The organism is Pseudomonas sp. H3(2019) (assembly GCF_007713465.1).
Taxonomy (GTDB): Bacteria; Pseudomonadota; Gammaproteobacteria; order Pseudomonadales; family Pseudomonadaceae; genus Aquipseudomonas.
In genome coordinates this window covers 180708-203587 of the sequence record NZ_VMSG01000006.1, presented here as the reverse complement: position 1 = coordinate 203587, position 22880 = coordinate 180708, and the positions used below count along the sequence as shown (strand labels likewise).

The 22880-nt window shown below is 59.4% G+C and carries 21 protein-coding genes; 12 read left to right on the top strand and 9 right to left on the bottom strand.

Going from position 1 to position 22880, the window contains the following annotated elements:
* Nucleotides 1-2 precede the first annotated feature (2 nt).
* The 8 genes from lptC (at nucleotide 3) to FPT12_RS08880 (ending at nucleotide 5724) form a co-directional block, all read left to right on the top strand.
* A complete protein-coding gene (gene lptC / locus FPT12_RS08915; protein WP_145015811.1) occupies nucleotides 3-575 on the top strand; it encodes an LPS export ABC transporter periplasmic protein LptC in 573 nt (190 codons plus the stop codon).
* Nucleotides 562-1107: a lipopolysaccharide transport periplasmic protein LptA gene (gene lptA, locus FPT12_RS08910; protein WP_019691896.1), complete on the top strand. Its 546-nt coding sequence runs from the start codon at nucleotides 562-564 to the stop codon at nucleotides 1105-1107. The genes lptC and lptA overlap by 14 nt, the downstream gene beginning before the upstream one ends.
* Complete coding sequence (gene lptB / locus FPT12_RS08905) at nucleotides 1107-1832, top strand: LPS export ABC transporter ATP-binding protein (RefSeq protein WP_145015809.1); 726 nt, start codon at nucleotides 1107-1109, stop codon at nucleotides 1830-1832. Before lptA ends, lptB begins: the two co-directional genes overlap by 1 nt.
* A 355-nt stretch (nucleotides 1833-2187) precedes the next feature.
* Nucleotides 2188-3681: an RNA polymerase factor sigma-54 gene (locus FPT12_RS08900; RefSeq protein WP_145015807.1), complete on the top strand. Its 1494-nt coding sequence runs from the start codon at nucleotides 2188-2190 to the stop codon at nucleotides 3679-3681.
* A gap of 109 nt (nucleotides 3682-3790) precedes the next feature.
* Nucleotides 3791-4099, top strand: coding sequence for a ribosome hibernation-promoting factor, HPF/YfiA family (gene hpf, locus FPT12_RS08895; protein ID WP_054593994.1), 309 nt, complete (start codon nucleotides 3791-3793; stop codon nucleotides 4097-4099).
* 12 nt (nucleotides 4100-4111) lie between these two features.
* The gene (gene ptsN, locus FPT12_RS08890) at nucleotides 4112-4576 is read left to right on the top strand and encodes a PTS IIA-like nitrogen regulatory protein PtsN (RefSeq protein WP_054593995.1); all 465 of its coding nucleotides are present in this window, start codon (nucleotides 4112-4114) and stop codon (nucleotides 4574-4576) included.
* Between the two features lie 2 nt (nucleotides 4577-4578).
* Complete coding sequence (rapZ, locus tag FPT12_RS08885; RefSeq protein WP_145015804.1) at nucleotides 4579-5436, top strand: RNase adapter RapZ; 858 nt, start codon at nucleotides 4579-4581, stop codon at nucleotides 5434-5436.
* 15 nt (nucleotides 5437-5451) lie between these two features.
* The gene (locus FPT12_RS08880; protein WP_019691890.1) at nucleotides 5452-5724 is read left to right on the top strand and encodes an HPr family phosphocarrier protein; all 273 of its coding nucleotides are present in this window, start codon (nucleotides 5452-5454) and stop codon (nucleotides 5722-5724) included.
* Between the two features lie 128 nt (nucleotides 5725-5852).
* Here the strand turns inward: FPT12_RS08880 and pmbA are convergent, their stop codons facing one another.
* The gene (gene pmbA / locus FPT12_RS08875) at nucleotides 5853-7199 is read right to left on the bottom strand and encodes a metalloprotease PmbA (protein WP_145015803.1); all 1347 of its coding nucleotides are present in this window, start codon (nucleotides 7197-7199) and stop codon (nucleotides 5853-5855) included.
* A 108-nt stretch (nucleotides 7200-7307) separates the two neighbouring features.
* On the opposite strand from pmbA, the gene yjgA reads away from it, so the two are divergent.
* Nucleotides 7308-7832 carry a ribosome biogenesis factor YjgA gene (gene yjgA, locus FPT12_RS08870; RefSeq protein ID WP_019691888.1) on the top strand — a complete coding sequence of 175 codons (525 nt, stop codon included), beginning with the start codon at nucleotides 7308-7310 and terminating at the stop codon, nucleotides 7830-7832.
* A gap of 48 nt (nucleotides 7833-7880) precedes the next feature.
* Here the strand turns inward: yjgA and tldD are convergent, their stop codons facing one another.
* From tldD to mreB, 8 genes are all read right to left on the bottom strand, one after another.
* The gene (tldD, locus tag FPT12_RS08865) at nucleotides 7881-9323 is read right to left on the bottom strand and encodes a metalloprotease TldD (RefSeq protein WP_019691887.1); all 1443 of its coding nucleotides are present in this window, start codon (nucleotides 9321-9323) and stop codon (nucleotides 7881-7883) included.
* A 5-nt stretch (nucleotides 9324-9328) separates the two neighbouring features.
* Nucleotides 9329-10189, bottom strand: a complete 861-nt coding sequence (locus FPT12_RS08860) for a carbon-nitrogen hydrolase family protein (protein ID WP_145015801.1) — start codon at nucleotides 10187-10189, stop codon at nucleotides 9329-9331.
* A 69-nt stretch (nucleotides 10190-10258) separates the two neighbouring features.
* Nucleotides 10259-14062, bottom strand: coding sequence for a YhdP family protein (locus FPT12_RS08855; RefSeq protein WP_145015799.1), 3804 nt, complete (start codon nucleotides 14060-14062; stop codon nucleotides 10259-10261).
* Nucleotides 14063-14131: 69 nt separating this feature from the next.
* The gene (gene rng / locus FPT12_RS08850) at nucleotides 14132-15589 is read right to left on the bottom strand and encodes a ribonuclease G (protein ID WP_054594003.1); all 1458 of its coding nucleotides are present in this window, start codon (nucleotides 15587-15589) and stop codon (nucleotides 14132-14134) included.
* Nucleotides 15590-15634: 45 nt separating this feature from the next.
* Nucleotides 15635-16252, bottom strand: coding sequence for a nucleoside triphosphate pyrophosphatase (locus FPT12_RS08845; protein ID WP_145015797.1), 618 nt, complete (start codon nucleotides 16250-16252; stop codon nucleotides 15635-15637).
* A gap of 311 nt (nucleotides 16253-16563) precedes the next feature.
* The gene (gene mreD, locus FPT12_RS08835) at nucleotides 16564-17046 is read right to left on the bottom strand and encodes a rod shape-determining protein MreD (protein WP_145015793.1); all 483 of its coding nucleotides are present in this window, start codon (nucleotides 17044-17046) and stop codon (nucleotides 16564-16566) included.
* Nucleotides 17046-18167 carry a rod shape-determining protein MreC gene (gene mreC / locus FPT12_RS08830; RefSeq protein WP_256676668.1) on the bottom strand — a complete coding sequence of 374 codons (1122 nt, stop codon included), beginning with the start codon at nucleotides 18165-18167 and terminating at the stop codon, nucleotides 17046-17048. Before mreC ends, mreD begins: the two co-directional genes overlap by 1 nt.
* A gap of 143 nt (nucleotides 18168-18310) precedes the next feature.
* Nucleotides 18311-19348: a rod shape-determining protein MreB gene (gene mreB, locus FPT12_RS08825; RefSeq protein WP_002555108.1), complete on the bottom strand. Its 1038-nt coding sequence runs from the start codon at nucleotides 19346-19348 to the stop codon at nucleotides 18311-18313.
* A gap of 210 nt (nucleotides 19349-19558) precedes the next feature.
* Here mreB and gatC point away from each other — a divergent pair, with 210 nt between their 5' ends.
* From gatC to gatB, 3 genes are read left to right on the top strand one after another with little or no spacing between them, the layout of a single operon-like run.
* Nucleotides 19559-19846 (top strand): Asp-tRNA(Asn)/Glu-tRNA(Gln) amidotransferase subunit GatC, encoded by a 288-nt coding sequence (gatC, locus tag FPT12_RS08820; RefSeq protein WP_019691880.1) that lies wholly within the window; start codon nucleotides 19559-19561, stop codon nucleotides 19844-19846.
* 16 nt (nucleotides 19847-19862) lie between these two features.
* Nucleotides 19863-21314: an Asp-tRNA(Asn)/Glu-tRNA(Gln) amidotransferase subunit GatA gene (gatA, locus tag FPT12_RS08815; RefSeq protein ID WP_145015789.1), complete on the top strand. Its 1452-nt coding sequence runs from the start codon at nucleotides 19863-19865 to the stop codon at nucleotides 21312-21314.
* A 10-nt stretch (nucleotides 21315-21324) separates the two neighbouring features.
* The gene (gene gatB / locus FPT12_RS08810) at nucleotides 21325-22770 is read left to right on the top strand and encodes an Asp-tRNA(Asn)/Glu-tRNA(Gln) amidotransferase subunit GatB (protein WP_054594007.1); all 1446 of its coding nucleotides are present in this window, start codon (nucleotides 21325-21327) and stop codon (nucleotides 22768-22770) included.
* Nucleotides 22771-22880: the final 110 nt, after the last annotated feature.

Genomic DNA, 22880 nt, shown 5'->3' with positions numbered 1-22880 from the left:
TTATGCTGAGCAAGAAGATTCGTAACATACTGTTTTTCGGGGTCATTGCCGCGTTGCTCGCGGCCGTTGGCTACTGGAATATCAGCCCGGAACGCTTTCTCGACAAGCCGGTAGTGCACGTCGACGAGAGCCAGATCGACTACTACGCCATCAACGCCCACAGCGTGCAGTACCTGCCCGATGGCAAATTGCAGTACGACATGACGTCCGACAAGGTCGAGCACGTCAAAGCGACCGACATCACCCTGCTGACCAACCCCGACCTGAACATGTATCGGGGCACCGCGTTCCCTTGGCACGTCCAGAGCGAGCGTGGCGAGGTCAATTCAGGCGGCACTGAAGTTGAATTGATCGACTCGGTACGTATTGCACGCACCGACGAGCAGAACCGCCCGATGCTGATTACCAGTAGTCGTATGACTGTATTCCCGCAACAGCAATATGCGCAGACCCAGCAAGCCGTTAGAATCGACGGCGCTGGTGGTGTATCGACGGGTAACGGAATGAAAGCGTATTTGAAAGACAGCAGGATACACCTGCTATCGAACGTAAGAGGACAGTATGAGGCTCGTTAAAACTCTCCCTATTTTGCTCAGTCTGGGCGCAGCACTGGGAAGCGTGAGCGCCTGGGCTCTGCCGAACGATAGCCAGCAACCCATTCGCATTCAGGCTGACGATGCTCAGCTGGACGACAAGAATGGCGTGGCCACCTACAAGGGCGACGTGATCATTACCCAGGGCTCGATGATCATCAAAGGCAACACCGTGACCATCACCCGCACCAAGGCCGGCGATATCGATGTCGTGACCTCGGTGGGCAACCTGGCGTATTTCGAGCAGCTGCAAAAGCCGACCGATACGAAACCCGTCCAGGGCTACGGGGTGACTATCCAGTACCATGCTGCGCAAAACCGCATCGTACTGATCGACCGCGCCAAAGTGATCAACGAAGGCAACACCACCGAAGGCGAGAAAATCGTCTACGACACCGTCAAGCAGGTTGCTAATGCAGGCCGCGCTACCGGTGCCTCGGTCACCGCACCGCGCCCACGGGTCGATATGGTTATCCAGCCGAAAAAGAAAACCGACGAGCAGAAGGCCCAGTAATGGCAACTCTGAAAGCCCAGCATCTGGCCAAGAGCTACAAGAGCCGCCAGGTCGTGCGTGACGTCAGCCTGTCGATCGACAGCGGCCAGATCGTCGGCCTGCTTGGCCCGAACGGTGCCGGCAAGACGACCTGCTTCTACATGATCGTGGGCCTGGTCCAGGCCGATCAGGGTCGCGTACTGATCGACGACCTCGACGTCAGCCACCAGCCAATGCACGGTCGTGCACGAGCGGGGATCGGCTATCTGCCACAAGAAGCGTCGATCTTCCGCAAACTCTCGGTTGCCGACAACATCATGGCCATCCTCGAGACCCGCAAGGAACTCGACAAGACCGGTCGTCGCAAAGAGCTGGAAAGCCTGCTGCAGGAATTCCACATCAATCACATCCGCGACAACCTCGGCATGAGCCTTTCCGGTGGCGAACGTCGCCGTGTGGAAATCGCTCGCGCCCTGGCCACGGCACCGAAATTCATCCTGCTCGACGAACCTTTCGCCGGCGTGGACCCGATTTCGGTGGGCGACATCAAGCAGATCATTCATCACCTCAAGGCCAAGGGTATCGGCGTGCTGATCACGGACCACAACGTTCGTGAAACCCTGGACATCTGCGAAACCGCCTACATCGTCAACGACGGTCAACTGATCGCCGAAGGCGACGCCGAAACCATCCTGGCCAACGACCTGGTCAAGGAAGTGTATCTGGGCCATGAGTTCCGTCTGTAAGCACTGAGGTGTCCGGTCAGTCGCCGGAGCGCTTGCCCCAATAAAACTATACGTATTTATTGTTACAGCGCTCTAGGTAAACACGTGCTCTCAGGTGTTCAGCCAGTCGTCAGGGCGCCGCGCCAATAGAACTTTGCATGTTTTTATTGTTACAGCGCTCTAGGCAAACACGTGCTCTCAGGTGTTCAGCCAGTCGTCAGGGCGCCGCGTCAATAGAACTTTGCATGTTTTTATTGTTACAGCGCTCTAGGCAAACACTTTAGTTTCAGGCATATAATTTGCTTATGTTTGGCGCTCCGGCGCCCTGTAGTGGATGGCGCATGTGCGCCGGCGAATAAGGTGTTAAGCCCCTGCCATGAAACCATCGCTAGTCTTGAGAATGGGCCAGCAGCTGACGATGACACCGCAGCTGCAACAGGCCATCCGCCTGCTCCAATTGTCGACCCTGGACCTGCAACAGGAAATCCAGGAGGCACTGGAGTCCAATCCAATGCTCGAACGCCAGGAAGAAGGCGACGACTTCGATAACGCCGACCCGATGGCGGACAACATCGAGCAGAAACCCAACACCGACATCCAGGAACCCTCCTACCAGGAAACCGCGCCGACGGTAGATAACCTCGAGGAAGGCGACTGGAATGAGCGCATCCCTAACGAACTGCCGGTCGACACCGCCTGGGAAGACGTTTACCAGACCAGCGCCAGCAGCCTGCCGAGCAACGATGACGACGAATGGGACTTCACCACTCGCACTTCCGCCGGCGAAAGCCTGCAGAGTCATCTGCTCTGGCAATTGAACCTGGCGCCGATGTCCGACACCGATCGACTGATCGCGGTGACCCTGATCGATTGCATCAACAATCAGGGCTACCTGGACGAAACTCTCGAGGAAATCCTCGAAGCCTTCGATCCGGAACTGGACATCGAGCTCGACGAGATCGAAGCCGTCCTGCATCGCATCCAGCAATTCGAGCCGGCCGGTATCGGCGCACGCAACCTCAGCGAATGCCTGTTGCTGCAACTGCGCCAATTGCCTGCCAATACCCTTTGGCTGGCTGAGGCCAAGCGCCTCGTCATCGATTACATCGACCTGCTGGGCAGCCGCGACTACAGCCAGCTGATGCGCCGCATGAAGCTCAAGGAAGATGAGCTGCGCCAGGTCATCGAACTGGTGCAGAGCCTCAACCCCCGTCCAGGCTCGCAGATCGAGTCCAGCGAAGCCGAGTACGTCGTTCCCGACGTCATCGTGCGCAAAGACAACGAGCGCTGGCTGGTGGAGTTGAACCAGGAGTCGGTTCCGCGTCTGCGCGTCAACCCGCAATACGCCGGCTTCGTCCGTCGCGCCGACACCAGCGCCGACAACACCTTCATGCGCAATCAGTTGCAGGAAGCGCGCTGGTTCATCAAGAGCCTGCAAAGCCGCAACGAAACCCTGATGAAAGTCGCCACCCAGATCGTCGAGCACCAGCGCGGCTTCCTTGAGTACGGTGATGAGGCCATGAAGCCGTTGGTCCTGCATGACATCGCCGAAGCGGTCGGCATGCACGAGTCGACGATTTCACGGGTGACCACGCAAAAATTCATGCATACCCCACGCGGTATTTATGAACTGAAATATTTTTTCTCCAGCCATGTCAGCACCTCCGAAGGCGGTGAATGCTCGTCCACAGCGATCCGCGCGATCATCAAAAAACTGGTTGCTGCGGAAAATCAGAAAAAGCCGTTGAGTGACAGCAAGATCGCTGGTTTACTGGAGGCACAAGGCATTCAGGTGGCCCGCCGCACCGTCGCCAAGTACCGCGAGTCCCTGGGGATCGCGCCTTCGAGCGAACGCAAGCGGTTGATGTGACGGGCTACGCCATAGCGTTCCAGGGCGTGTTCGAAAGCTTTTCGGACACGCTCTAGTGGCAGGCAAGCCAGCCTGCCGCCTTATGCACTGGCAACGAAGGAGAAGCTGTATGCAAGTCAACATCAGTGGACACCAACTGGAAGTGACCGAACCCCTGCGCATCTACATCGGCGAAAAGCTCGACCGATTAGAAAGGCATTTCGACAAGATCACCAATGTGCAGGTCACGTTGACCGTCGAGAAGCTGCTGCAGAAAATCGAAGCCACGCTGCATATCCCCGGTGGAGAAGTGGTCGCCAACGCTGAGCATAACGACATGTATGCCGCGATCGACGCCCTGACCGACAAGCTGGATAAACAACTCAAAAAGCATAAGGAAAAGACCCAGAGCCTCCTCCAGGGCGCGACCGGTCGTTAACACTCCCAACCCATGATCCGACTTGAAAACATCCTGACCCCCGGCCGTTCTTTGGTGAACGTGCCGGGCGGCAGTAAAAAGAAAGCCCTCGAACAAATTGCCAACCTGATCGCCCGCGAAGTGCCGGGTCTGGCCATGCAGGATGTCTTTGAGAGTCTGGTCGCCCGTGAAAAACTCGGCTCCACCGGTTTTGGCAACGGCATCGCCATCCCCCACTGCCGCCTCAAAGGTTGCGAGTCGCCCATCAGTGCCTTGATGCACCTGGACGCTCCTATAGATTTCGACGCCATCGACGGTGCTCCGGTCGACCTGCTATTCGTTCTGCTGGTCCCGCAAGCCGCTACCGATGCGCACCTGGAACTGCTGCGCCAGATCGCCAGCATGCTCGATCGTAAAGAAGTCCGTGATCGCCTGCGCAGCGCAAAAAGTAATGAAGCCTTGTATCAGGTTGTCCTCGACGAGCAGAACGGTCACTAATCATGCGCTTGATCATCGTCAGCGGCCGTTCTGGCTCGGGTAAAAGTACCGCCCTCGATGTACTGGAGGACAACGGTTACTACTGCATCGACAACCTGCCGGCCGGCCTGTTACCGGAACTGGCCGAGCGCGCACTGATTCACACCGAACTGGCGCAACCGCTGGTTGCGGTTTCCATCGATGCGCGCAACCTGCCGAGCCACCTGTCACGCTTCCCGGAACTCCTGGAAGAAGTGCGCAGCCGGCACATTCAATGCGATGTGCTGTATCTGGACGCCGACGAAGAAACCTTGCTCAAGCGTTTCTCGGAAACCCGTCGCCGCCACCCGCTGAGCAGCGCCAACCGCTCGCTGGCCGAAGCCATCGATGACGAAACCAATCTGCTGGGGCCGATTGCCGACCTGGCGGACCTCAAGGTCAACACCACCAATCTGAACCTGTATCAGTTGCGCGATACCATCAAGTTGCGCCTCTTGAACCAGCCAGAGCCGGGCACTGCGTTTCTGGTGGAATCCTTCGGCTTCAAGCGAGGCATGCCGGTGGATGCCGATCTGGTGTTCGACGTACGTTGCTTGCCGAACCCATACTGGAAGCCGGAACTGCGCGCTCAGTCCGGGCTGGACCAGCCGGTTGCCGAGTATCTGGCAGCTCAACCGGATGTCGAAGAGATGTTCCAGGATATCTCCACTTACCTGCTCAAATGGCTGCCGCGCTTTGCCGCCAGCAACCGCGCTTACGTCACCATCGCCATTGGCTGCACCGGCGGGCATCACCGCTCCGTCTACCTGACCGAACGCCTGGGTCAGGCTCTGCAACAATCCCTGAAGAACGTCCAGGTTCGCCACCGCGACCTTAGCTAAAGGATTCACACCGCGATGCCTGCTCTGGAAATTGAAATCATCAACAAACTGGGTCTACATGCCCGTGCTTCAGCCAAATTCGTTGGCGTCGCGGGTCAGTTTCCCTGCCAGATCAGAGCCGGACGCACCCCGCAATCCATGGTCGACGGCAAAAGCATCATGGCCATGATGATGCTCGCGGCTGGCAAAGGCACCAAGATCCACCTGAGCACTGAAGGTGAGCAGGAGCAGGAAGCGATGGATGCATTGGTGGCGCTGATCAACAACTTCTTCGACGAAGGCGAGTAAAGAATCACAGCCATTAAAAAAGCGCGCCACCCAATGGGTGACGCGCTTTTGACAACAGCGGACGCAGAGCGTCCGGGGCGGCGTTCCCACGCAGAGCGTGGAAACGATCTCCATACAGCGCCTAACGCTTAACTACCCGCTACGGTCATCCGCTCGATCAACACCGAGCCTGTGCGAATGTTGCTGCGCAGTTCCAGGTCATTACCCACCGCAATAATCTGCTTGAACATATCGCGCATGTTGCCGGCGATAGTCACTTCCTGGACCGCAAACTGGATTTCACCGTTCTCGACCCAAAAACCCGCAGCGCCGCGAGAGTAGTCACCGGTGACCATGTTCAAGCCCTGGCCCATCAATTCGGTCACCAGCAAGCCACGCCCCATGCGCCGTAGCAACGCCGCCTGATCTTCATCACCGTGGGTAACGAACAGATTGTGCACGCCACCGGCGTTGGCAGTGCTTGGCATGCCAAGTTTGCGTCCGGAATACGTACCGAGCACATAAGACACCAATTCACCCTTCTCGACGAACGGTTTGGCGTACGTCGCCAGACCATCGCCATCGAATGCCGAACTGCCCAAGGCGCGCATCAGGTGTGGACGCTCATCGATAGTCAGCCATTCAGGGAACAGTTTCTGGCCCAGTGCACCTTCGAGGAACGACGACTTGCGGTACAGATTGCCGCCCGAAATTGCGCCGAGGAAACTGCCGAACAAACCACCCGCCAGTTCCGCGGAAAACAGCACCGGCACTTCGCAGGTCGGTACCGGACGCGCGCCCAAGCGGCTGGCTGCACGTTGCGCCGCACGTTGACCGATGCTTGTCGGATCGGCCAGCAAGTTGCCCTGACGATTGACGTCATACCAATAGTCGCGCTGCATCTGGCCGTCGGCTTCGGCGATCATCACGCAGCTCAGGCTGTGACGCGTCGACGCATAACCACCGATAAAGCCATGGCTGTTGCCATAGACGCGGCAGCCCTGGTGAGTGCTCAAGGTGGTGCCATCGGCGTTCTTGATCCGGCTGTCGGTGGCGAATGCCGCCGCTTCACAGGCCAGCGCCCGCTCGATCGCTTGCTCAGGGGTGATATCCCATTCATGGAACAGGTCGAAGTCCGGCAAGTCCTTGGCCATCAGCGCGGCGTCGGCCAGGCCCGAGTGCTCGTCTTCAGAGGTGTGCCTGGCGATGGCCAAGGCAGCGGCGACGGTTTCGCGAATAGCCTCGGGGCCACTGGCCGAGGTGCTGGCCGAGCCTTTGCGCTGGCCAACATACAAGGTAATGCCAAAACCCTGATCACGGTTGAACTCAACGGTTTCAACTTCCCGCTGACGCACCGTGGTCGACAGGCCTTGCTCCAGAGACACAGCCACTTCGCAGGCGCTGGCACCCTGACGCCTGGCTTCGGCGATGATCTGCTCGACTTGCTCTTGCAGTGCCGGCAACGCTTGTGGGCCGACGCTTTCAACTGCACTCATGCTGTTCTCCACTCAAATTCTGCTTTCGGTTAAGGTCATCGAGCGACCGGGCCGGACAAGCGGCCCCCGACTGGTTATCATGGCGGCGTTTCTTTGCGGACTGCCACCATGGTTGATTCTTACGACGACTCCCTCGACGGGGGAGAAAAAAGCAAATCCCAGGTCAAACGCGAGCTGCATGCTCTGGTTGACCTTGGCGAGCGCCTTACAACACTCAAGCCTGACTTGCTGGCAAAACTGCCGTTGACCGACGCCTTGCGCCGGGCCCTGGCCGATGCGCCCAAGCACACCGCGAACATCGCGCGTAAACGGCACCTGCAGTTCATCGGCAAGCTGATGCGCGATCAGGACACCAGCGCCATTTTGGTGCTGCTTGACCAACTCGATGCCTCCACTCGCCAGTACAACGAACGTTTCCACGGTCTGGAACGCTGGCGGGATCGCTTGATTGCCGGTGACGATGCCGTACTGGAAAAGTTCGTCGTCGACTACCCGGAAGCGGATCGCCAGCAACTGCGTTCCATGATCCGTCAGGCCCAGCACGAGCTCGCCCAAAGCAAGCCTCCTGCTTCCAGCCGAAAAATCTTCAAGTACATCCGTGAGCTGGACGAGACTCAACGCGGTCTGCGTTAGTCCTCGTCCGGGGTGTTCGGCCATGCCGCGCACCCCAGGCTCCATCCCTTACGCGCCCGTGCCACCCACGGTAATCGCGTCGATTTTCAAGGTTGGCTGGCCGACACCCACCGGCACCGACTGACCATCCTTGCCGCACGTCCCTACCCCACTGTCCAGCGCCAGATCGTTACCAACCATCGACACCCGGCTCATGGCTTCCGGACCGTTACCGATCAACGTTGCGCCTTTGACCGGTGCAGTAATCTTGCCGTCCTCGATCAGGTACGCCTCGCTGGTGGAGAACACGAACTTGCCGCTGGTGATGTCGACCTGACCACCGCCCAGGTTGGCGCAGTAGATACCCTTCTTTACCGAAGCAATGATTTCTGCCGGATCGCTTTCGCCACCCAGCATGTACGTGTTGGTCATGCGCGGCATCGGCAGGTGCGCATAAGACTCGCGACGACCGTTACCAGTGCGCGCCAATCCCATCAGGCGAGCATTGAGTTTGTCCTGCATGTAGCCCTTGAGCACGCCGTTTTCGATCAGCGTGGTGCACTCGGTCGGGGTGCCTTCGTCGTCGATACTCAGCGATCCACGGCGACCGGCCAGTGTGCCGTCATCAACGATGGTGCAGAGTTTGGAGGCAACCATTTCACCCATGCGGCCGCTGTAGGCCGAACTGCCTTTGCGATTGAAATCGCCTTCCAGGCCGTGGCCAACTGCTTCGTGCAGCAATACGCCGGACCAACCCGAACCCAGAACCACCGGCAAGGTGCCGGCCGGTGCCGGAATGGCTTCCAGATTGACCAGCGCCTGGCGCAATGCCTCACGGGCGTAGCTCATGGCACGGTCTTCAGCGAGGAAATAGCGGTAATCGGTACGCCCGCCGCCGCCATGACCACCGCGTTCGCGGCGACCGTTCTGCTCGACGATCACGCTGACATTGAAGCGCACCAGCGGTCGTACATCCGCCGCCAGACCACCGTCGGTGGAGGCCACCAGAATCCGCTCCCAAACGCCAGCCATGCTCACGGTGACTTGCTGGATACGCGGATCGAGCGCGCGAGTGGCCACGTCGATACGCTTGAGCAGCTCGACTTTCTCGGCGCGAGTCATCACTTCCAACGGGTTGTCGGGCCCGTACAATCGGGCAACGTCCTGGGTACTGAACGCCTGCACCGTACCGTTTTGCCCGGCACGAGAGATCGAACGAGCGGCACGGGCCGCCAGACCCAAGGCCTCCAGAGTGATCGCATTGCTGTAGGCAAAACCGGTTTTTTCACCCGATTGCGCACGCACGCCGACACCCTGATCAAGGTTGAAGCTGCCTTCCTTGACGATACCGTCTTCAAGCGCCCAGGACTCGGAGATCTGTCCCTGGAAATACAGGTCGGCCGCATCGATGCCCGGGCCGGCCAAGTCACCCAACACGCTTTGCAGGTTCTCGATCGTCACGCCGCCCGGCGCAAGCAGATGTTCACTGACTGAGGACAACAACTCGCTCATAGGTTTTACGCCTTAATTCCACGTTCTGAGGCAGGTCGCTGCGCGCCCTGCGAGAAAAAGCGCCGGTGACTGGACACCGGCATCCGCGCCCGGATGGACGCCTGTTCACTGCTATCGCGTTCGGCCAGCAGCACGGCCTCGCCTTGATCCTGTTCCGCCAGCACGCGCCCCCACGGGTCAACAATCGCCGCATGGCCAAAGGTTTCACGCGGCCCCGGATGAGTGCCACCCTGGGCGGCCGCCAACACGTAACACTGGGTTTCGATGGCGCGTGCGCGAATCAACACTTCCCAATGGGCCGCGCCTGTCACCGCCGTAAACGCTGACGGTGCAGTAATCAGTTCTGCCCCGGCGGCGCGCAATTCGCTGTACAGCTCCGGAAAGCGCAAGTCATAGCAAACCGTCAGGCCAACCCGACCGACCGGCGTATCGGCCACCACCACCTTACTGCCATGAGCATAGTCATCGGATTCACGGTAGCGTCCGCGATTGTCCGCCACATCGACATCGAACAAATGCAGCTTGTCATAGCGCGCCACCGCTTCACCGTGCTCATCGATCAGTAACGAGCAGGCATTGGACTTCGCCTGCGGTTGATCCACCGGCGGTAACGGCAAGGTGCCGGCCACTATCCATAACTTGAGGTCACGAGCGGTCTGTTTCAACCAGGGCAGGATCGGGCCTTCGCCCATGGCTTCGGCGCGACCGATGTCGGCGATGTCGCGACGGCCCATGGCCGCAAAGTTTTCCGGCAATACCGCCAGTCGCGCACCGCCCGCCGCCGCTTGCTCGAGCAGGTGCCGAGCCTGGATCAGGTTGGTCGGCACATCGCTCTGGCTGACCATTTGAATCACCGCAAGAGACATGGCGCACTCCGTATCAGGTATGCGGCCATGCTACTCCATAGGACGAACCGTGGCTTTTCAAAAAAGATGTCAAAAAGGTTTGTCGTAAGAGATTTTCGGCTCTTTCCACGGACCTTTAATGGTGTATTTGACGCTGGCAAAGCGCGCCACGCGATCACCGATCAGTTTGTCGATCAGAAACAGCGCACCGCCTACCGCTGGCGCACCAACGATCAGCGCGGCAATCGGCAGGTTGTTGGTCAACGGCAAGGTCACCAACAGATTCGCATCGACCCTGTCACCCACCAGGTCCAGCGTACCGTTGAGTTCCAGGTTGCTCGACGGGCCAGTCATGATGATCGGCTCACGAGTGACGTAAACACCGTTGCTGGCCACCAGCAGGCCCTTGACCCGGTCGTAACTCAGGCCTTTGCCGAACAGGTCGGAGAAGTCCAGGCGCAAGCGACGGCCGATCGAGTTGAAGTTGAGCAGGCCAAACACCCGCAACGCCTGCGCACCACCTTCGACTTCGACGAACTGACCTTTGCGTAGCATCGCATCCAGACTACCGGAGTAACGCTTGGGTCCGACCCAGGCCGGCGAGCCAGGCCAACGGCCATCGATGTCCATATGAAACTCTTCGCTGGTCACTGTCGGCGCGAACCCCCAGCCCTTGAGCACATCACCGAGGTTCTTGCCCTCAATGCGTCCCTTGTACCAACTGCTGGTGGATCCGGGCACACCTTCCCAGCCACCCGTGCCCTGCAACTGCATGCCCTTGAGGCCCAGATTCATGCTGTTGAAGGCAATACCCTTGACGATCGGCCGGACCTTCAGCGACCAGGCGCCAACCAGGTCAGTGCCCTGATACAGCTCGTCAATCTTGATATCCAGTGCAGGAATTTTCGTTGGGTCGACCGACGCCAGCGGGTCCGGTGCATTCTCGTCGGCCTGCACCTTCGGATCAGGCGCCGGCAACCGCACGTATTGCAGGTTGATCGCAACCGGTGCGGACTTGGCATCGGGAATCCCTACAGTGCCTTTGGCCTGCTGGCTATCGAGTTGCAATGCCCAGGCGGCCGGCTTGCGATCCAGCTGCAGGCGGGCCTGATCCAGCGTGGTACCAAATCCCGTGAGCTTGTCGACCTTGAAGTCTGCACCACTGAGCAATTGCTTGGCGTTACCGCCCGGATCCTGCCCGGCGTACCGATCAATCAGGGCTTTCCACGGTTCGACATCCAGCTCCGACAGCACGCCCCGTATACGCAGGCCTTTATCGCCCGGCAACAGTGCGTTGCCGTTACCCAGGAACAACTCGCCACGGCCATCGGCAAAATTGCCGCTGGGCGCCGCGTAAGTGAAGTCCGCCAGATCACCATAGTCGAGCCAGTAACGCCGTTCCGGCCCTTGCAGGGTCATGCGGAACACCGTGTCGCGACCTTGCGCGGCGGACATGCCGAACGGTGCCGGCAAATCGACGGCTACGCCCTTGAGGCTTGAACTGACCCTCAACTGGCTGTCGGCGCCGCCGAGGTTGAGCTGCAGCTGATAAGGGATAGTTCCGGAAACTGGCAGCGGTTGAGTGACGTTCAGCCAATCGGTGAGCTTTTTCACCGCCACCTGGCCGCTGGCAGTGACCCGGGTGTTGAATTTTCCGGGGCTGCCTTCGGCATAAATCTGTGCACTGATCGGTCGTTCAAAGGCCTGTGCCGTAATGTTCTGGCCACTGAGCCCCTTGACACTGTCAAAGCGGAAATCACCTTTGAGCTGCGTCAGTTCAAGCACAGGATCGCTCAGTTTCAGACGCGACTTGGCGGTTTTGAAGTCGACCAGAATCTTCGGCTCTTCGCCCTTGGCCAAGGGGATATCCAGTTTCAGACTGCCCTGCAGTTCACCCTCGCCCTGCCAACCGGCGAAGGTCGTACCGGTACCGATCGGTGCGTCCTGAAGAATCTTCAGGCCATCGCCCAGACCACCGTCGAAAGTGCCATCGAGGAACAGGTGCGGGTTCTGTCCGGCAGGCGCATGGGGGATGTTGACGTAAATATCGTGAACCTGAGTGTCGAGCAACTGCCCCTTGCTGGCCAGAATGCGCACCCCACTGTCCTCGATGAACACATCGCCGCTGACCTTGCCGACATGCGGCCAACCCGGCTGGAAGGCCAGTTCGGCGTCATGCACTTTGAAAAACAGGCTGATGCTGCGCGCCGCGGCGACAGCATCGTGGTTCAGCGAACCCTGGTACTGGAAGAAACCTTCATCCACCGCGCCTTTGAGGATCGCCGTGCGCAGCCATTCATCCAGCGCCGGGCTCAAGACCTTGGGCAGGTACTTGGCGGTGTAGCGTCCATCACCTTCCAGCAGACCGACCCGCAGATCCATGTAGTCTTCCTGGGTGTGATCGAAATGCAGGCGAATCAGGAAGTCGCCAGCGATCTTGCCCTCCTCGCCCAGCACCTTCAGGTACGGCGCAATCAGGGTGAAACCTTGTTGATCGAGTTTCCAGGTCAGCCGGGCATTCGCCTGAATGTACTGCCATGGCTTGGCAAAGATCGGGTCCAGGTGCAGGGAAAAATCCTTGCTGTCCATGCGCAGCTCACCCTTGCCGAGGTCACCGCTGATGCTCCCGGAAACATTACGCGCCGCCGGAGCACCGTGATAAGCATCAAACCCGACACGTTCCAGATTGGCGGCAAAGCTGAATTTGCTGTCATCGGTCGCCTCGGGCCGGACATCGATCAACACGTTGCGCAACGCTCCGGTGACCTTCAGCCGTTCGACCACCGTGGCAAAGTCCTTGGGCAGTGGCCCCAGTGCATTCAGTAACGGAGTGATCGGGGTGAGGTCGACGCGATCGGCTTGCAGGTGCCAGAGCTCGGAGGTCGTTTTAGTGGTCGCGGTCTGCTGAAGTTGCAGACGGGTTTCCCAGCGGATGTCCTCCAGGGTCATGGCCAGGGAATCGAACGACACCTGAAAACCTTCGGTATTGCGCTGGAAATACCCATTGAGCGCCAGATTGTTGATCTGGATCGGCTTGCGTTCGGCGTAGGCACCGTTGAGTTGCGGTGCATTGAGACGAATCGCAGCACGCTGCAGGGCCCCCTTGCTCCAGTTAACCCAAAGCTCGCCACCGGCCTTGATCTCGGAAAAATTCCATTTCCCGGTCAGACTCTCGGGCAACCATTTAGACCAATCACTTTGCGGCAAGCTCAGGTAGGCATCGATTTCAGCCTCTTTCCACTGACTGGCTTGAGTCCGGCTGCTCAGACTCATGGCCAGCGGCTGGCCGTCAGGCAAGGTCAACCGGGCATCGAGGCGCTGCTGGCTGATACCGGTTTTAAGGTTCAGGCCGACGTAGGTCAGGGTCAGCGGCACGTGGTCGATCGGCAGCAAGGTGATCTGGCTGTCGAGCACCGACAATTGCTCCACCATCTGCATGCGGTTGAGCAGTTGCTCGGGGTCCAGCGGCTGATTCTCCTGCACCGGCAAGCCTTCGAGCGCCCATTGCCCCTGCGGGCCCTGCTTGAGGCTGATCTTCAGACCGTGGAGTTCCAGGTGTCCGATCCGCACCGCACGCGCCAGCAAGCTGGCCCAGACATTCGGTACCACCCGCACCTGATCCAGGTGCAAGGCATTGGCACCGTCACCGACCACCACGTCATGCGCCAGCAAAATTGGCGCCATGCCACTCCAGCGACCTTCCAGGCTGCCGATGTGCAACGGCATGCCCAGCGCTTCACGAGCCTTGGCTTCAACATCCGCGCGATACTCGGCCACCAGCGGAATGAACTCACGACCGAGGCTGCCGTAAAGCGCCGCCAGCACCAGCAATAACGCACAAAGCCCCAGCCCCCAGCGGGTCAATGTGGTCAAAATGCGGATCAGACGATCCATGTCAGTTGGCTCCCATGGCGAAATCGTGCAGCAAGCTGAGGCCGGCCGTCAGTAATGAAACACAGCGGATCAGAGCAGCACCACGTCGTATTGTTCCTGGGAGTACATGGTTTCTACCTGAAAACGAATGGTTCGCCCGATAAAACCTTCAAGTTCCGCGACATTACCCGACTCTTCGTCAAGCAACCGGTCAACCACTTTCTGGTTAGCCAGTACACGATAGCCTTCAGCCTGATAGGCGCGAGCTTCACGCAGGATCTCCCGGAAGATTTCATAACACACGGTTTCCGGGGTCTTGAGCTTGCCACGGCCCTGGCAACTGCTGCACGGTTCGCAGAGCACTTGCTCGAGGCTTTCGCGCGTGCGCTTGCGCGTCATCTGCACCAGGCCCAACTCGGTAATCCCGATGATGTTGGTCTTGGCGTGATCGCGCTCCAGCTGTTTCTCAAGCGTACGCAGCACCTGGCGCTGATGCTCCTCATCTTCCATGTCGATGAAGTCGATGATGATAATCCCGCCCAGATTGCGCAGGCGCAGTTGCCGAGCAATCGCAGTGGCCGCTTCCAGATTGGTTTTGAAGATGGTTTCTTCAAGATTGCGGTGCCCGACGAAAGCGCCGGTGTTCACATCGATGGTGCTCATGGCTTCTGCCGGGTCGACCACCAGATAGCCGCCGGACTTGAGCGGCACTTTGCGCTCAAGGGCCTTTTGAATTTCATCCTCGACGCCATACAGATCGAAAATCGGCCGCTCGCCCGGATAGTGCTCCAGGCGGTCGGCGATTTCCGGCATCAGCTCGGCAACGAACTGCGTGGTTTTCTGGAAGGTTTCCCGCGAGTCGATACGAATTTTCTCGATCTTCGGGCTGACCAGATCGCGCAAGGTGCGCAGGGCCAGGCCGAGGTCTTCGTAGATGACGTTCGGCGCGCTGACGGTCTTGATCTGCGTGCCAATCTGATCCCAGAGGCGGCGCAGGTAACGAATGTCCATCAGGATCTCATCGGCACCGGCGCCTTCAGCCGCGGTGCGCAGAATAAAACCACCGGCCTCCTTGATCCCCTCCTTCGCGACGCAATCGGTGACCACCTGCTTGAGGCGTTCGCGCTCGGTTTCATCCTCTATTTTCAGCGAAATACCGACGTGAGCCGTGCGCGGCATATACACCAGATAGCGCGAGGGAATAGACAGTTGGGTCGTCAGGCGCGCGCCCTTGGAGCCGATCGGATCCTTGGTGACCTGCACCACCAGACTCTGGCCTTCATGCACCAGGGCGCTGATGCTTTCCACCGCCGGGCCTTCACGCAGGGAGATTTCCGAGGCGTGGATAAAGGCTGCCCGGTCCAGACCGATATCAACGAATGCCGCCTGCATACCTGGCAGAACGCGAACGACCTTGCCTTTATAAATGTTGCCGACAATTCCGCGACGCTGGGTGCGCTCGACATGAACCTCTTGCAGGACACCGTTTTCGACCACCGCCACGCGCGATTCCATCGGCGTGATGTTGATCAGAATCTCTTCACTCATGGCAAGGTCTCGTTCAGGCATATTCACGATTATGGCCGCATCAAATCAGTACGGCGCTTGGCGCGCGACAAGGTTTTGCCAACAGGGTATGCCGAAATGGCCGAGCAGTTCCGCGGTTTCGCACAGCGGCAGACCAACCACGGCGGAATAACTGCCATTGAGTGCCGCGACAAACACCGCGCCAAGGCCCTGAATGCCATAGCCGCCAGCCTTGTCCTGTGGCTCGCCGCTGGCCCAGTAGGCCGCTGCCTCTTTATGACTGATGAAACGAAAACGCACCAGACTGCGCACCACGCGTGATTCGCAATATTGGCCATCAAGCACGGCGATAGCGGTCAGCACTTCATGTTCACGCCCCGACAGGTTCATCAACATGCTCAGCCCTTCGGCCTCGTCGAGCGGTTTGCCAAGAATCTGCCCATCGAGCACCACGGCCGTATCGGCACCCAACACACAAATCGGCGCACCCGGCTGGTTGAGCGCCAGCAGTGCACGACCGGCCTCGGCCTTGTCGCGCGCCAGACGCTCGACATAGGCCGCAGGGGACTCGTTAGTCAAAGGGGTTTCATCGATGTCCGCGCTGATGGCGGTGAACGGCACGCCGATCTGCGTGAGCAGTTCACGCCGACGCGGCGAGCCTGAGGCGAGGTATAGCGGATTCATCAAGACATCTCCCTGTCGAGGTGCGGGTAGGGTCTGTTGACGCTTGGTGACGAGCCGCGTTGCTGTGCCAACGTGTGCGAGGCAAGGCGCGGGATGCCGCTAATGGTTGTTCCCTTGGCAAATCCCGCAACGCAGCCTCGCGCACGTTGGCGCGCAACCCGAAGGGACGGGACCCATTTGGCGCAGGGCTGCGTTGCTCGGAACTGATTTGGAACAACCAAACTGCGTTCCTCGCGCCTTGCCCTGCGCCAAATGGGTCGCCGTCGCGGTCGTCACCAAGCGTCAACAGACCCTAAGCCTGACCGAATAAATTAATTGATTTTGTAGCGGCGGCTCAACCCACGCAATCCGAAGCTGACCCAAGGCCAGAGCAAGGCGCTGATCAGTGCAGGTAAAAGCACCGCCAGCGTCTGTCGGTTACCGGTCAACGCGCTAAGCCACAGTTGCAGCAGTTGCGCGAGCCCCAGGATCACCAGGATCACCAGGCTTTGCTGCCACATCGGAAATATCCGCAAACGCGGTCGCAGCGTCATGATCAAAAAGGTGATCAGGGTCAGAATCAGCGCATTGTGTCCCAGCAAAGTACCAAACAGCACGTCTTGCGCCATGCCCAGGCACCAGGCCGTGAGCATCCCGACTTTCTGCGGCACTTCCAATGCCCAATACGCCAACGGTAGCGCGAGGAACATCGGACGCAAAATCTCGACGTGCGGGAACGGTACGATACTGAGCAACAAGCCGATGACAAACGTCAGCCAGATCATCCAGCCATTACGAGAACGGGTACTGGCCATTATTCTCTACCCTGAGTGGCGGCTTCAGGCGCTGCGGCAGGCGGTTTGGCCGCCGGCTTGGCGACCGCTGCCGGTTTGACCGCTGCGGAATGCGCAGCAGGCTTGGCCGGGGTCGAAGGTTTGCTCGCAGGCTTGGCCGCCGCGGGTGTTGCCGTTGCAGGCGCAACTGCCGTGGCGGCTGGCGCCGGGGCAACTGCGGCGGCAGGTTTTGGCACGGTGGCTGGCACAAATGCCGCACCGCCAGGATGCTGATCTGCGTCCTGGGCCTGAGCGGCTTCGTTGGCGCGCTCTTCCGGGGTGCGGCTATCGCTGAACACCAGCAACATGTATCGACTGCGGTTAAGCGCTGCGGTCGGCACCGCACGCACGATGGCGAACGGCTGGCCGGAATCGTGGATCACTTCCTTGACAGTCGCCACCGGGTAACCGGCCGGGAAGCGCTGGCCGAGACCGGAGCTGACCAGCAGGTCGCCTTCTTTAATGTCAGCCGTGTCCGCCACGTGACGCAATTCCAGACGTTCCGGGTTACCGGTGCCGCTGGCAATCGCCCGCAAACCGTTACGGTTCACTTGCACGGGAATGCTGTGGGTGGTGTCAGTCAGCAGCAACACCCGCGAGGTGTAAGGCATCAACTCGACCACCTGCCCCATCAGCCCACGGGCATCGAGCACCGGTTGGCCGAGCACCACGCCGTCGCGCTCACCTTTGTTGATGATGATGCGATGGGTGAAGGGGTTGGGATCGACGCCGATCAACTCGGCCACTTCGACCTTCTCGTTGACCAGGGCCGACGAGTTGAGCAACTCGCGCAGCCGAACGTTCTGCTCGGTCAAGGCCGCAAGCTTTTGCATGCGCCCCTGCAGCAGCAGGTTTTCAGTCTTGAGTTTTTCGTTTTCGGCGACCAGTTCGGTGCGGCTGCCAAATTGACTGCTCACACCCTGCCACAACCGCTCCGGCAGGTCGGTGATCCAATAGGCGTCCATCAAGACCAGCGACATCTGACTGCGCGCAGGCTTGAGCACTTCAAAGCGGGCATCGACCACCATCAGCGCGACCGATAGCACGGCCAGCACCAGAAAGCGCACGCCCATTGAGGGGCCTTTGGCGAAAAGCGGTTTAATAAGCCGCTCCTCCCAGGCAAATGTTCTCTTTATTCATACGCCATCAAACCGGCCTGGATGCAGACTGACAGAAGATAAACGCCAACAGGCAGCACTGCAAAGTGCTGCCTGCGCGCGGAACAGCATAGAAGCCTCCGGCGAAATTATTCGCTGGAGAGCAGGTCCATGGTGTGTTTATCCATCATTTCCAATGCACGGCCACCGCCGCGAGCAACGCAGGTCAGCGGGTCTTCGGCGACGATCACCGGCAGACCGGTTTCCTGGGCCAGCAACTTGTCGAGGTCACGCAGCAAGGCGCCACCACCGGTCAGTACCAGGCCACGCTCGGCGATATCCGACGCCAGTTCCGGCGGCGATTGCTCCAGTGCGCTTTTCACGGCCTGAACGATGGTTGCCAGGGACTCTTGCAGAGCTTCCAGCACTTCATTGGAGTTCAGGGTGAATGCACGTGGAACGCCTTCAGCCAGGTTACGGCCGCGAACGTCGACTTCGCGAACTTCACCGCCCGGGTAGGCAGTACCGATTTCCTGTTTGATGCGCTCGGCGGTGGATTCGCCGATCAGGCTGCCGTAGTTGCGACGCACGTAAGTGATGATCGCTTCGTCGAAGCGGTCGCCGCCAACCCGTACGGATTCGGCGTAAACCACACCGTTCAGGGAGATCAGTGCGATTTCAGTGGTACCGCCACCGATATCGACGACCATCGAACCGCGCGCTTCTTCAACCGGCAGGCCGGCACCGATCGCAGCAGCCATCGGCTCTTCGATCAGGAACACTTCACGGGCACCGGCACCCAGCGCCGATTCACGGATGGCACGACGCTCGACCTGAGTGGATTTGCATGGAACGCAGATCAGCACACGAGGGCTAGGCTGCAAAAAGCTGTTTTCGTGAACCTTGTTGATAAAGTACTGCAGCATCTTTTCGCAGACGCTGAAGTCGGCAATAACGCCGTCCTTCATCGGACGAATGGCAGCAATGTTGCCCGGTGTACGGCCGAGCATGCGCTTGGCCTCGGTGCCGACAGCAACGACACTTTTCTGATTACCGTGGGTCCGAATGGCCACAACCGATGGTTCATTCAGGACGATACCGCGCTCGCGCACGTAAATAAGGGTGTTGGCAGTGCCCAGGTCAATGGAAAGATCGCTGGAAAACATGCCACGCAGTTTCTTGAACATGGGAAAGGGACCCTAGGCAACGCGTGGGTAAAAAAGTGCGGCAAACTCTAACAACGACAGGGATTTTGGGCAAGGCGCCAATATGTTAAATTGACCGCTTTTCTGTGCACCAAACCCCACAATCGCGGCCTTATGACCGTAGAAATGCGGTAGTGTTCCGACAATCTAACACACGGACAGCGTCCGTTCTGTTTTCCACTGGAGAATCCCATGGCGCTTGAACGCTCCGACGTGGAAAAAATCGCTCATCTGGCCAGCCTTGGCCTTAATGATGCCGATCTTCCACACATCACTTCGGCCCTGAACAGCATTCTCGGGCTGGTCGACGAAATGCAGGCTGTCAATACCGACGGTATCGAGCCTCTGGCCCACCCGCTGGAAGCCAGCCAGCGCCTGCGTGCAGACGTCGTGACCGAGTCTAATCACCGCGAGGCCTATCAGTCCATCGCACCAGCGGTCGAAAACGGCCTGTATCTGGTTCCGAAAGTCATCGACTAAAGGGAAAGAGCCTGCAATGCATCAATTGACTCTGGCCGAGATCGCCCGCGGACTCGCCGACAAAAAGTTTTCTTCCGAAGAGCTGACCAAAGTGCTGCTGGCGCGTATCGCCCAGCTCGACCCTCAGCTCAACAGTTTCATCAGCCTCACCGAAGACCTGGCGCTCCAGCAGGCGAAAGCCGCTGACGCACGCCGGGCCAATGGTGAGAGCGGCGCCCTGCTCGGTGCGCCGATCGCTCACAAAGACCTGTTCTGCACCTTGGGCATCCGCACCAGTTGCGGCTCGAAGATGCTCGACAACTTCAAGGCGCCGTATGACGCCACCGTAGTCGCCAAGCTGGCCGCTGCCGGGGCCGTGACCCTGGGCAAGACCAACATGGACGAATTCGCCATGGGCTCGGCCAACGAATCGAGCTACTACGGCGCGGTGAAAAACCCGTGGAATCTGGAGCACGTACCCGGCGGCTCGTCCGGCGGTTCGGCGGCAGCCGTTGCCGCTCGTCTGTTACCTGCAGCGACAGCCACCGACACTGGCGGCTCTATCCGACAGCCGGCAGCTTTTACCAACCTCACAGGCCTGAAACCGACGTACGGTCGTGTTTCGCGCTGGGGCATGATCGCTTATGCCTCCAGCCTCGATCAGGGCGGCCCGTTGGCGCGCACCGCTGAAGACTGCGCGATCCTGCTGCAAGGCATGGCCGGTTTCGATCCGAAAGACTCCACCTGCATCGACGAACCCGTACCGGATTACAGCGCCAGCCTCAACGGTTCGCTGCAAGGCCTGCGCATCGGCGTACCAAAGGAGTACTTCGGCGCAGGTCTCGACCCACGCATCGCCGAATTGATCCACAACAGCGTCAAGGAGCTGGAAAAGCTCGGCGCGGTAGTCAAGGAAATCAGCCTGCCGAACATGCAGCACGCGATTCCTGCGTACTACGTGATCGCCCCGGCGGAAGCCTCGTCCAACCTGTCGCGTTTCGACGGCGTGCGTTTCGGCTATCGCTGCGAAAACCCGAAAGACCTGACCGACCTGTACAAGCGTTCGCGCGGCGAAGGTTTCGGCCCGGAAGTGCAGCGCCGGATCATGGTCGGCGCCTACGCGCTGTCGGCCGGTTACTACGATGCCTACTACCTGAAGGCGCAAAAAATCCGTCGCCTGGTGAAAAACGATTTCATGGCAGCCTTTAATGAAGTCGACATCATCCTCGGCCCAACCACGCCGAACCCGGCCTGGAAACTTGGCGCCAAGAACAGCGACCCGGTCGCTGCGTACCTGGAAGACGTCTACACCATCACCGCCAACCTCGCGGGCCTGCCGGGCCTGTCGATGCCAGCCGGTTTCGTCGATGGTCTGCCGGTCGGCGTGCAACTGCTCGCCCCGTATTTCCAGGAAGGCCGTCTGTTGAACGTCGCCCACCAGTATCAGCTCAACACTGACTGGCACACCCGCACCCCGACAGGCTTCTGAGGAGAAACACATGCAATGGGAAGTCGTGATCGGGCTGGAGATTCATACCCAGCTCGCCACCCAATCGAAGATTTTCTCCGGCAGCGCCACCACATTCGGCTCTGAACCGAATACCCAGGCCAGCCTGGTGGACCTGGGCATGCCCGGCGTACTGCCGGTGCTGAACCAGGAAGCGGTGCGCATGGCGGTGATGTTCGGCCTGGCAATTGACGCCGAAATCGGTCAGCACAATGTGTTCGCCCGCAAGAACTACTTCTATCCGGACCTGCCGAAGGGCTACCAGATCAGCCAGATGGAACTGCCGATCGTCGGCAAGGGCCACCTGGACATCCCGCTGGAAGACGGCACGGTCAAACGCGTCGGCATCACCCGCGCGCACCTGGAAGAAGACGCCGGTAAAAGCCTGCACGAAGAATTCAACGGTGCCACCGGCATCGACCTGAACCGTGCCGGCACGCCACTGCTCGAGATCGTTTCCGAGCCGGACATGCGCAGCGCCAAGGAAGCCGTGGCCTACGTCAAGGCGATCCACGCGTTGGTGCGCTACCTCGGCATCTGCGACGGCAACATGGCCGAAGGTTCGCTACGTTGCGACTGCAACGTGTCGATCCGTCCAAAAGGTCAGGTCGAGTTCGGCACACGCTGCGAGATCAAGAACGTCAACTCGTTCCGCTTCATCGAGAAGGCGATCAACACCGAAGTGCGTCGCCAGATCGAACTGATCGAAGACGGCGGCAAGGTGATCCAGCAGACGCGCCTGTACGACCCGAACAAAGACGAAACCCGCGCCATGCGCAGCAAAGAGGAAGCCAACGACTACCGTTACTTCCCCGATCCGGACCTGTTGCCGGTGGTCATCGAAGACTCGTTCCTCAATGACATCCGCGCCACCCTGCCGGAACTGCCACCGCAAAAACGCGAGCGCTTCCAGGAGCAGTTCGGCCTGTCGGTCTACGATGCCAGCGTATTGGCGTCGAGCCGTGAGCAAGCGGACTACTTCGAAAAAGTCGTGAGCATCGCCGGTGACGCCAAACTGGCGGCCAACTGGGTCATGGTCGAGCTGGGCAGCCTGCTGAACAAACAAGGCCTGGAAATCGACGAAGCACCAGTCTCGGCCGAGCAGTTGGGCGGCATGCTGCTGCGCATCAAGGACAACACCATCTCCGGCAAAATCGCCAAGACCGTGTTCGAAGCCATGGCCAACGGCGAAGGCAGCGCGGACGAGATCATCGACAAGCGCGGCTTGAAGCAGGTCACCGACAGCGGCGCAATCTCGGCCGTACTCGACGAAATGCTCGCGGCCAACGCCGAACAGGTTGAACAGTACCGCGCGGCAGACGAAGCCAAACGCGGCAAGATGTTCGGCTTCTTTGTCGGCCAGGCGATGAAAGCCTCCAAAGGCAAAGCCAACCCGCAACAGGTCAACGAACTGCTGAAAAGCAAGCTCGAAGGCTGATTGCAATGGAGCCAGCATTCAAACCTGGCTCAAATCCCTGTGGGAGCGAGCTTGCTCGCGATAGCGGCTCGGCATTCAACAACGAGTTGACTGTCAGGACGCTATCGCGA

Coding starts and splice junctions, on each gene's coding strand:
- lptC (WP_145015811.1), top strand. CDS start 3: ATGCTGAGCAAGAAGATTCGTAACATACTGTTTTTCGGGGTCATTGCC.
- lptA (WP_019691896.1), top strand. CDS start 562: ATGAGGCTCGTTAAAACTCTCCCTATTTTGCTCAGTCTGGGCGCAGCA.
- lptB (WP_145015809.1), top strand. CDS start 1,107: ATGGCAACTCTGAAAGCCCAGCATCTGGCCAAGAGCTACAAGAGCCGC.
- FPT12_RS08900 (WP_145015807.1), top strand. CDS start 2,188: ATGAAACCATCGCTAGTCTTGAGAATGGGCCAGCAGCTGACGATGACA.
- hpf (WP_054593994.1), top strand. CDS start 3,791: ATGCAAGTCAACATCAGTGGACACCAACTGGAAGTGACCGAACCCCTG.
- ptsN (WP_054593995.1), top strand. CDS start 4,112: ATGATCCGACTTGAAAACATCCTGACCCCCGGCCGTTCTTTGGTGAAC.
- rapZ (WP_145015804.1), top strand. CDS start 4,579: ATGCGCTTGATCATCGTCAGCGGCCGTTCTGGCTCGGGTAAAAGTACC.
- FPT12_RS08880 (WP_019691890.1), top strand. CDS start 5,452: ATGCCTGCTCTGGAAATTGAAATCATCAACAAACTGGGTCTACATGCC.
- pmbA (WP_145015803.1), bottom strand. CDS start 7,199: ATGAGTGCAGTTGAAAGCGTCGGCCCACAAGCGTTGCCGGCACTGCAA.
- yjgA (WP_019691888.1), top strand. CDS start 7,308: ATGGTTGATTCTTACGACGACTCCCTCGACGGGGGAGAAAAAAGCAAA.
- tldD (WP_019691887.1), bottom strand. CDS start 9,323: ATGAGCGAGTTGTTGTCCTCAGTCAGTGAACATCTGCTTGCGCCGGGC.
- FPT12_RS08860 (WP_145015801.1), bottom strand. CDS start 10,189: ATGTCTCTTGCGGTGATTCAAATGGTCAGCCAGAGCGATGTGCCGACC.
- FPT12_RS08855 (WP_145015799.1), bottom strand. CDS start 14,062: ATGGATCGTCTGATCCGCATTTTGACCACATTGACCCGCTGGGGGCTG.
- rng (WP_054594003.1), bottom strand. CDS start 15,589: ATGAGTGAAGAGATTCTGATCAACATCACGCCGATGGAATCGCGCGTG.
- FPT12_RS08845 (WP_145015797.1), bottom strand. CDS start 16,252: ATGAATCCGCTATACCTCGCCTCAGGCTCGCCGCGTCGGCGTGAACTG.
- mreD (WP_145015793.1), bottom strand. CDS start 17,046: ATGGCCAGTACCCGTTCTCGTAATGGCTGGATGATCTGGCTGACGTTT.
- mreB (WP_002555108.1), bottom strand. CDS start 19,348: ATGTTCAAGAAACTGCGTGGCATGTTTTCCAGCGATCTTTCCATTGAC.
- gatC (WP_019691880.1), top strand. CDS start 19,559: ATGGCGCTTGAACGCTCCGACGTGGAAAAAATCGCTCATCTGGCCAGC.
- gatA (WP_145015789.1), top strand. CDS start 19,863: ATGCATCAATTGACTCTGGCCGAGATCGCCCGCGGACTCGCCGACAAA.
- gatB (WP_054594007.1), top strand. CDS start 21,325: ATGCAATGGGAAGTCGTGATCGGGCTGGAGATTCATACCCAGCTCGCC.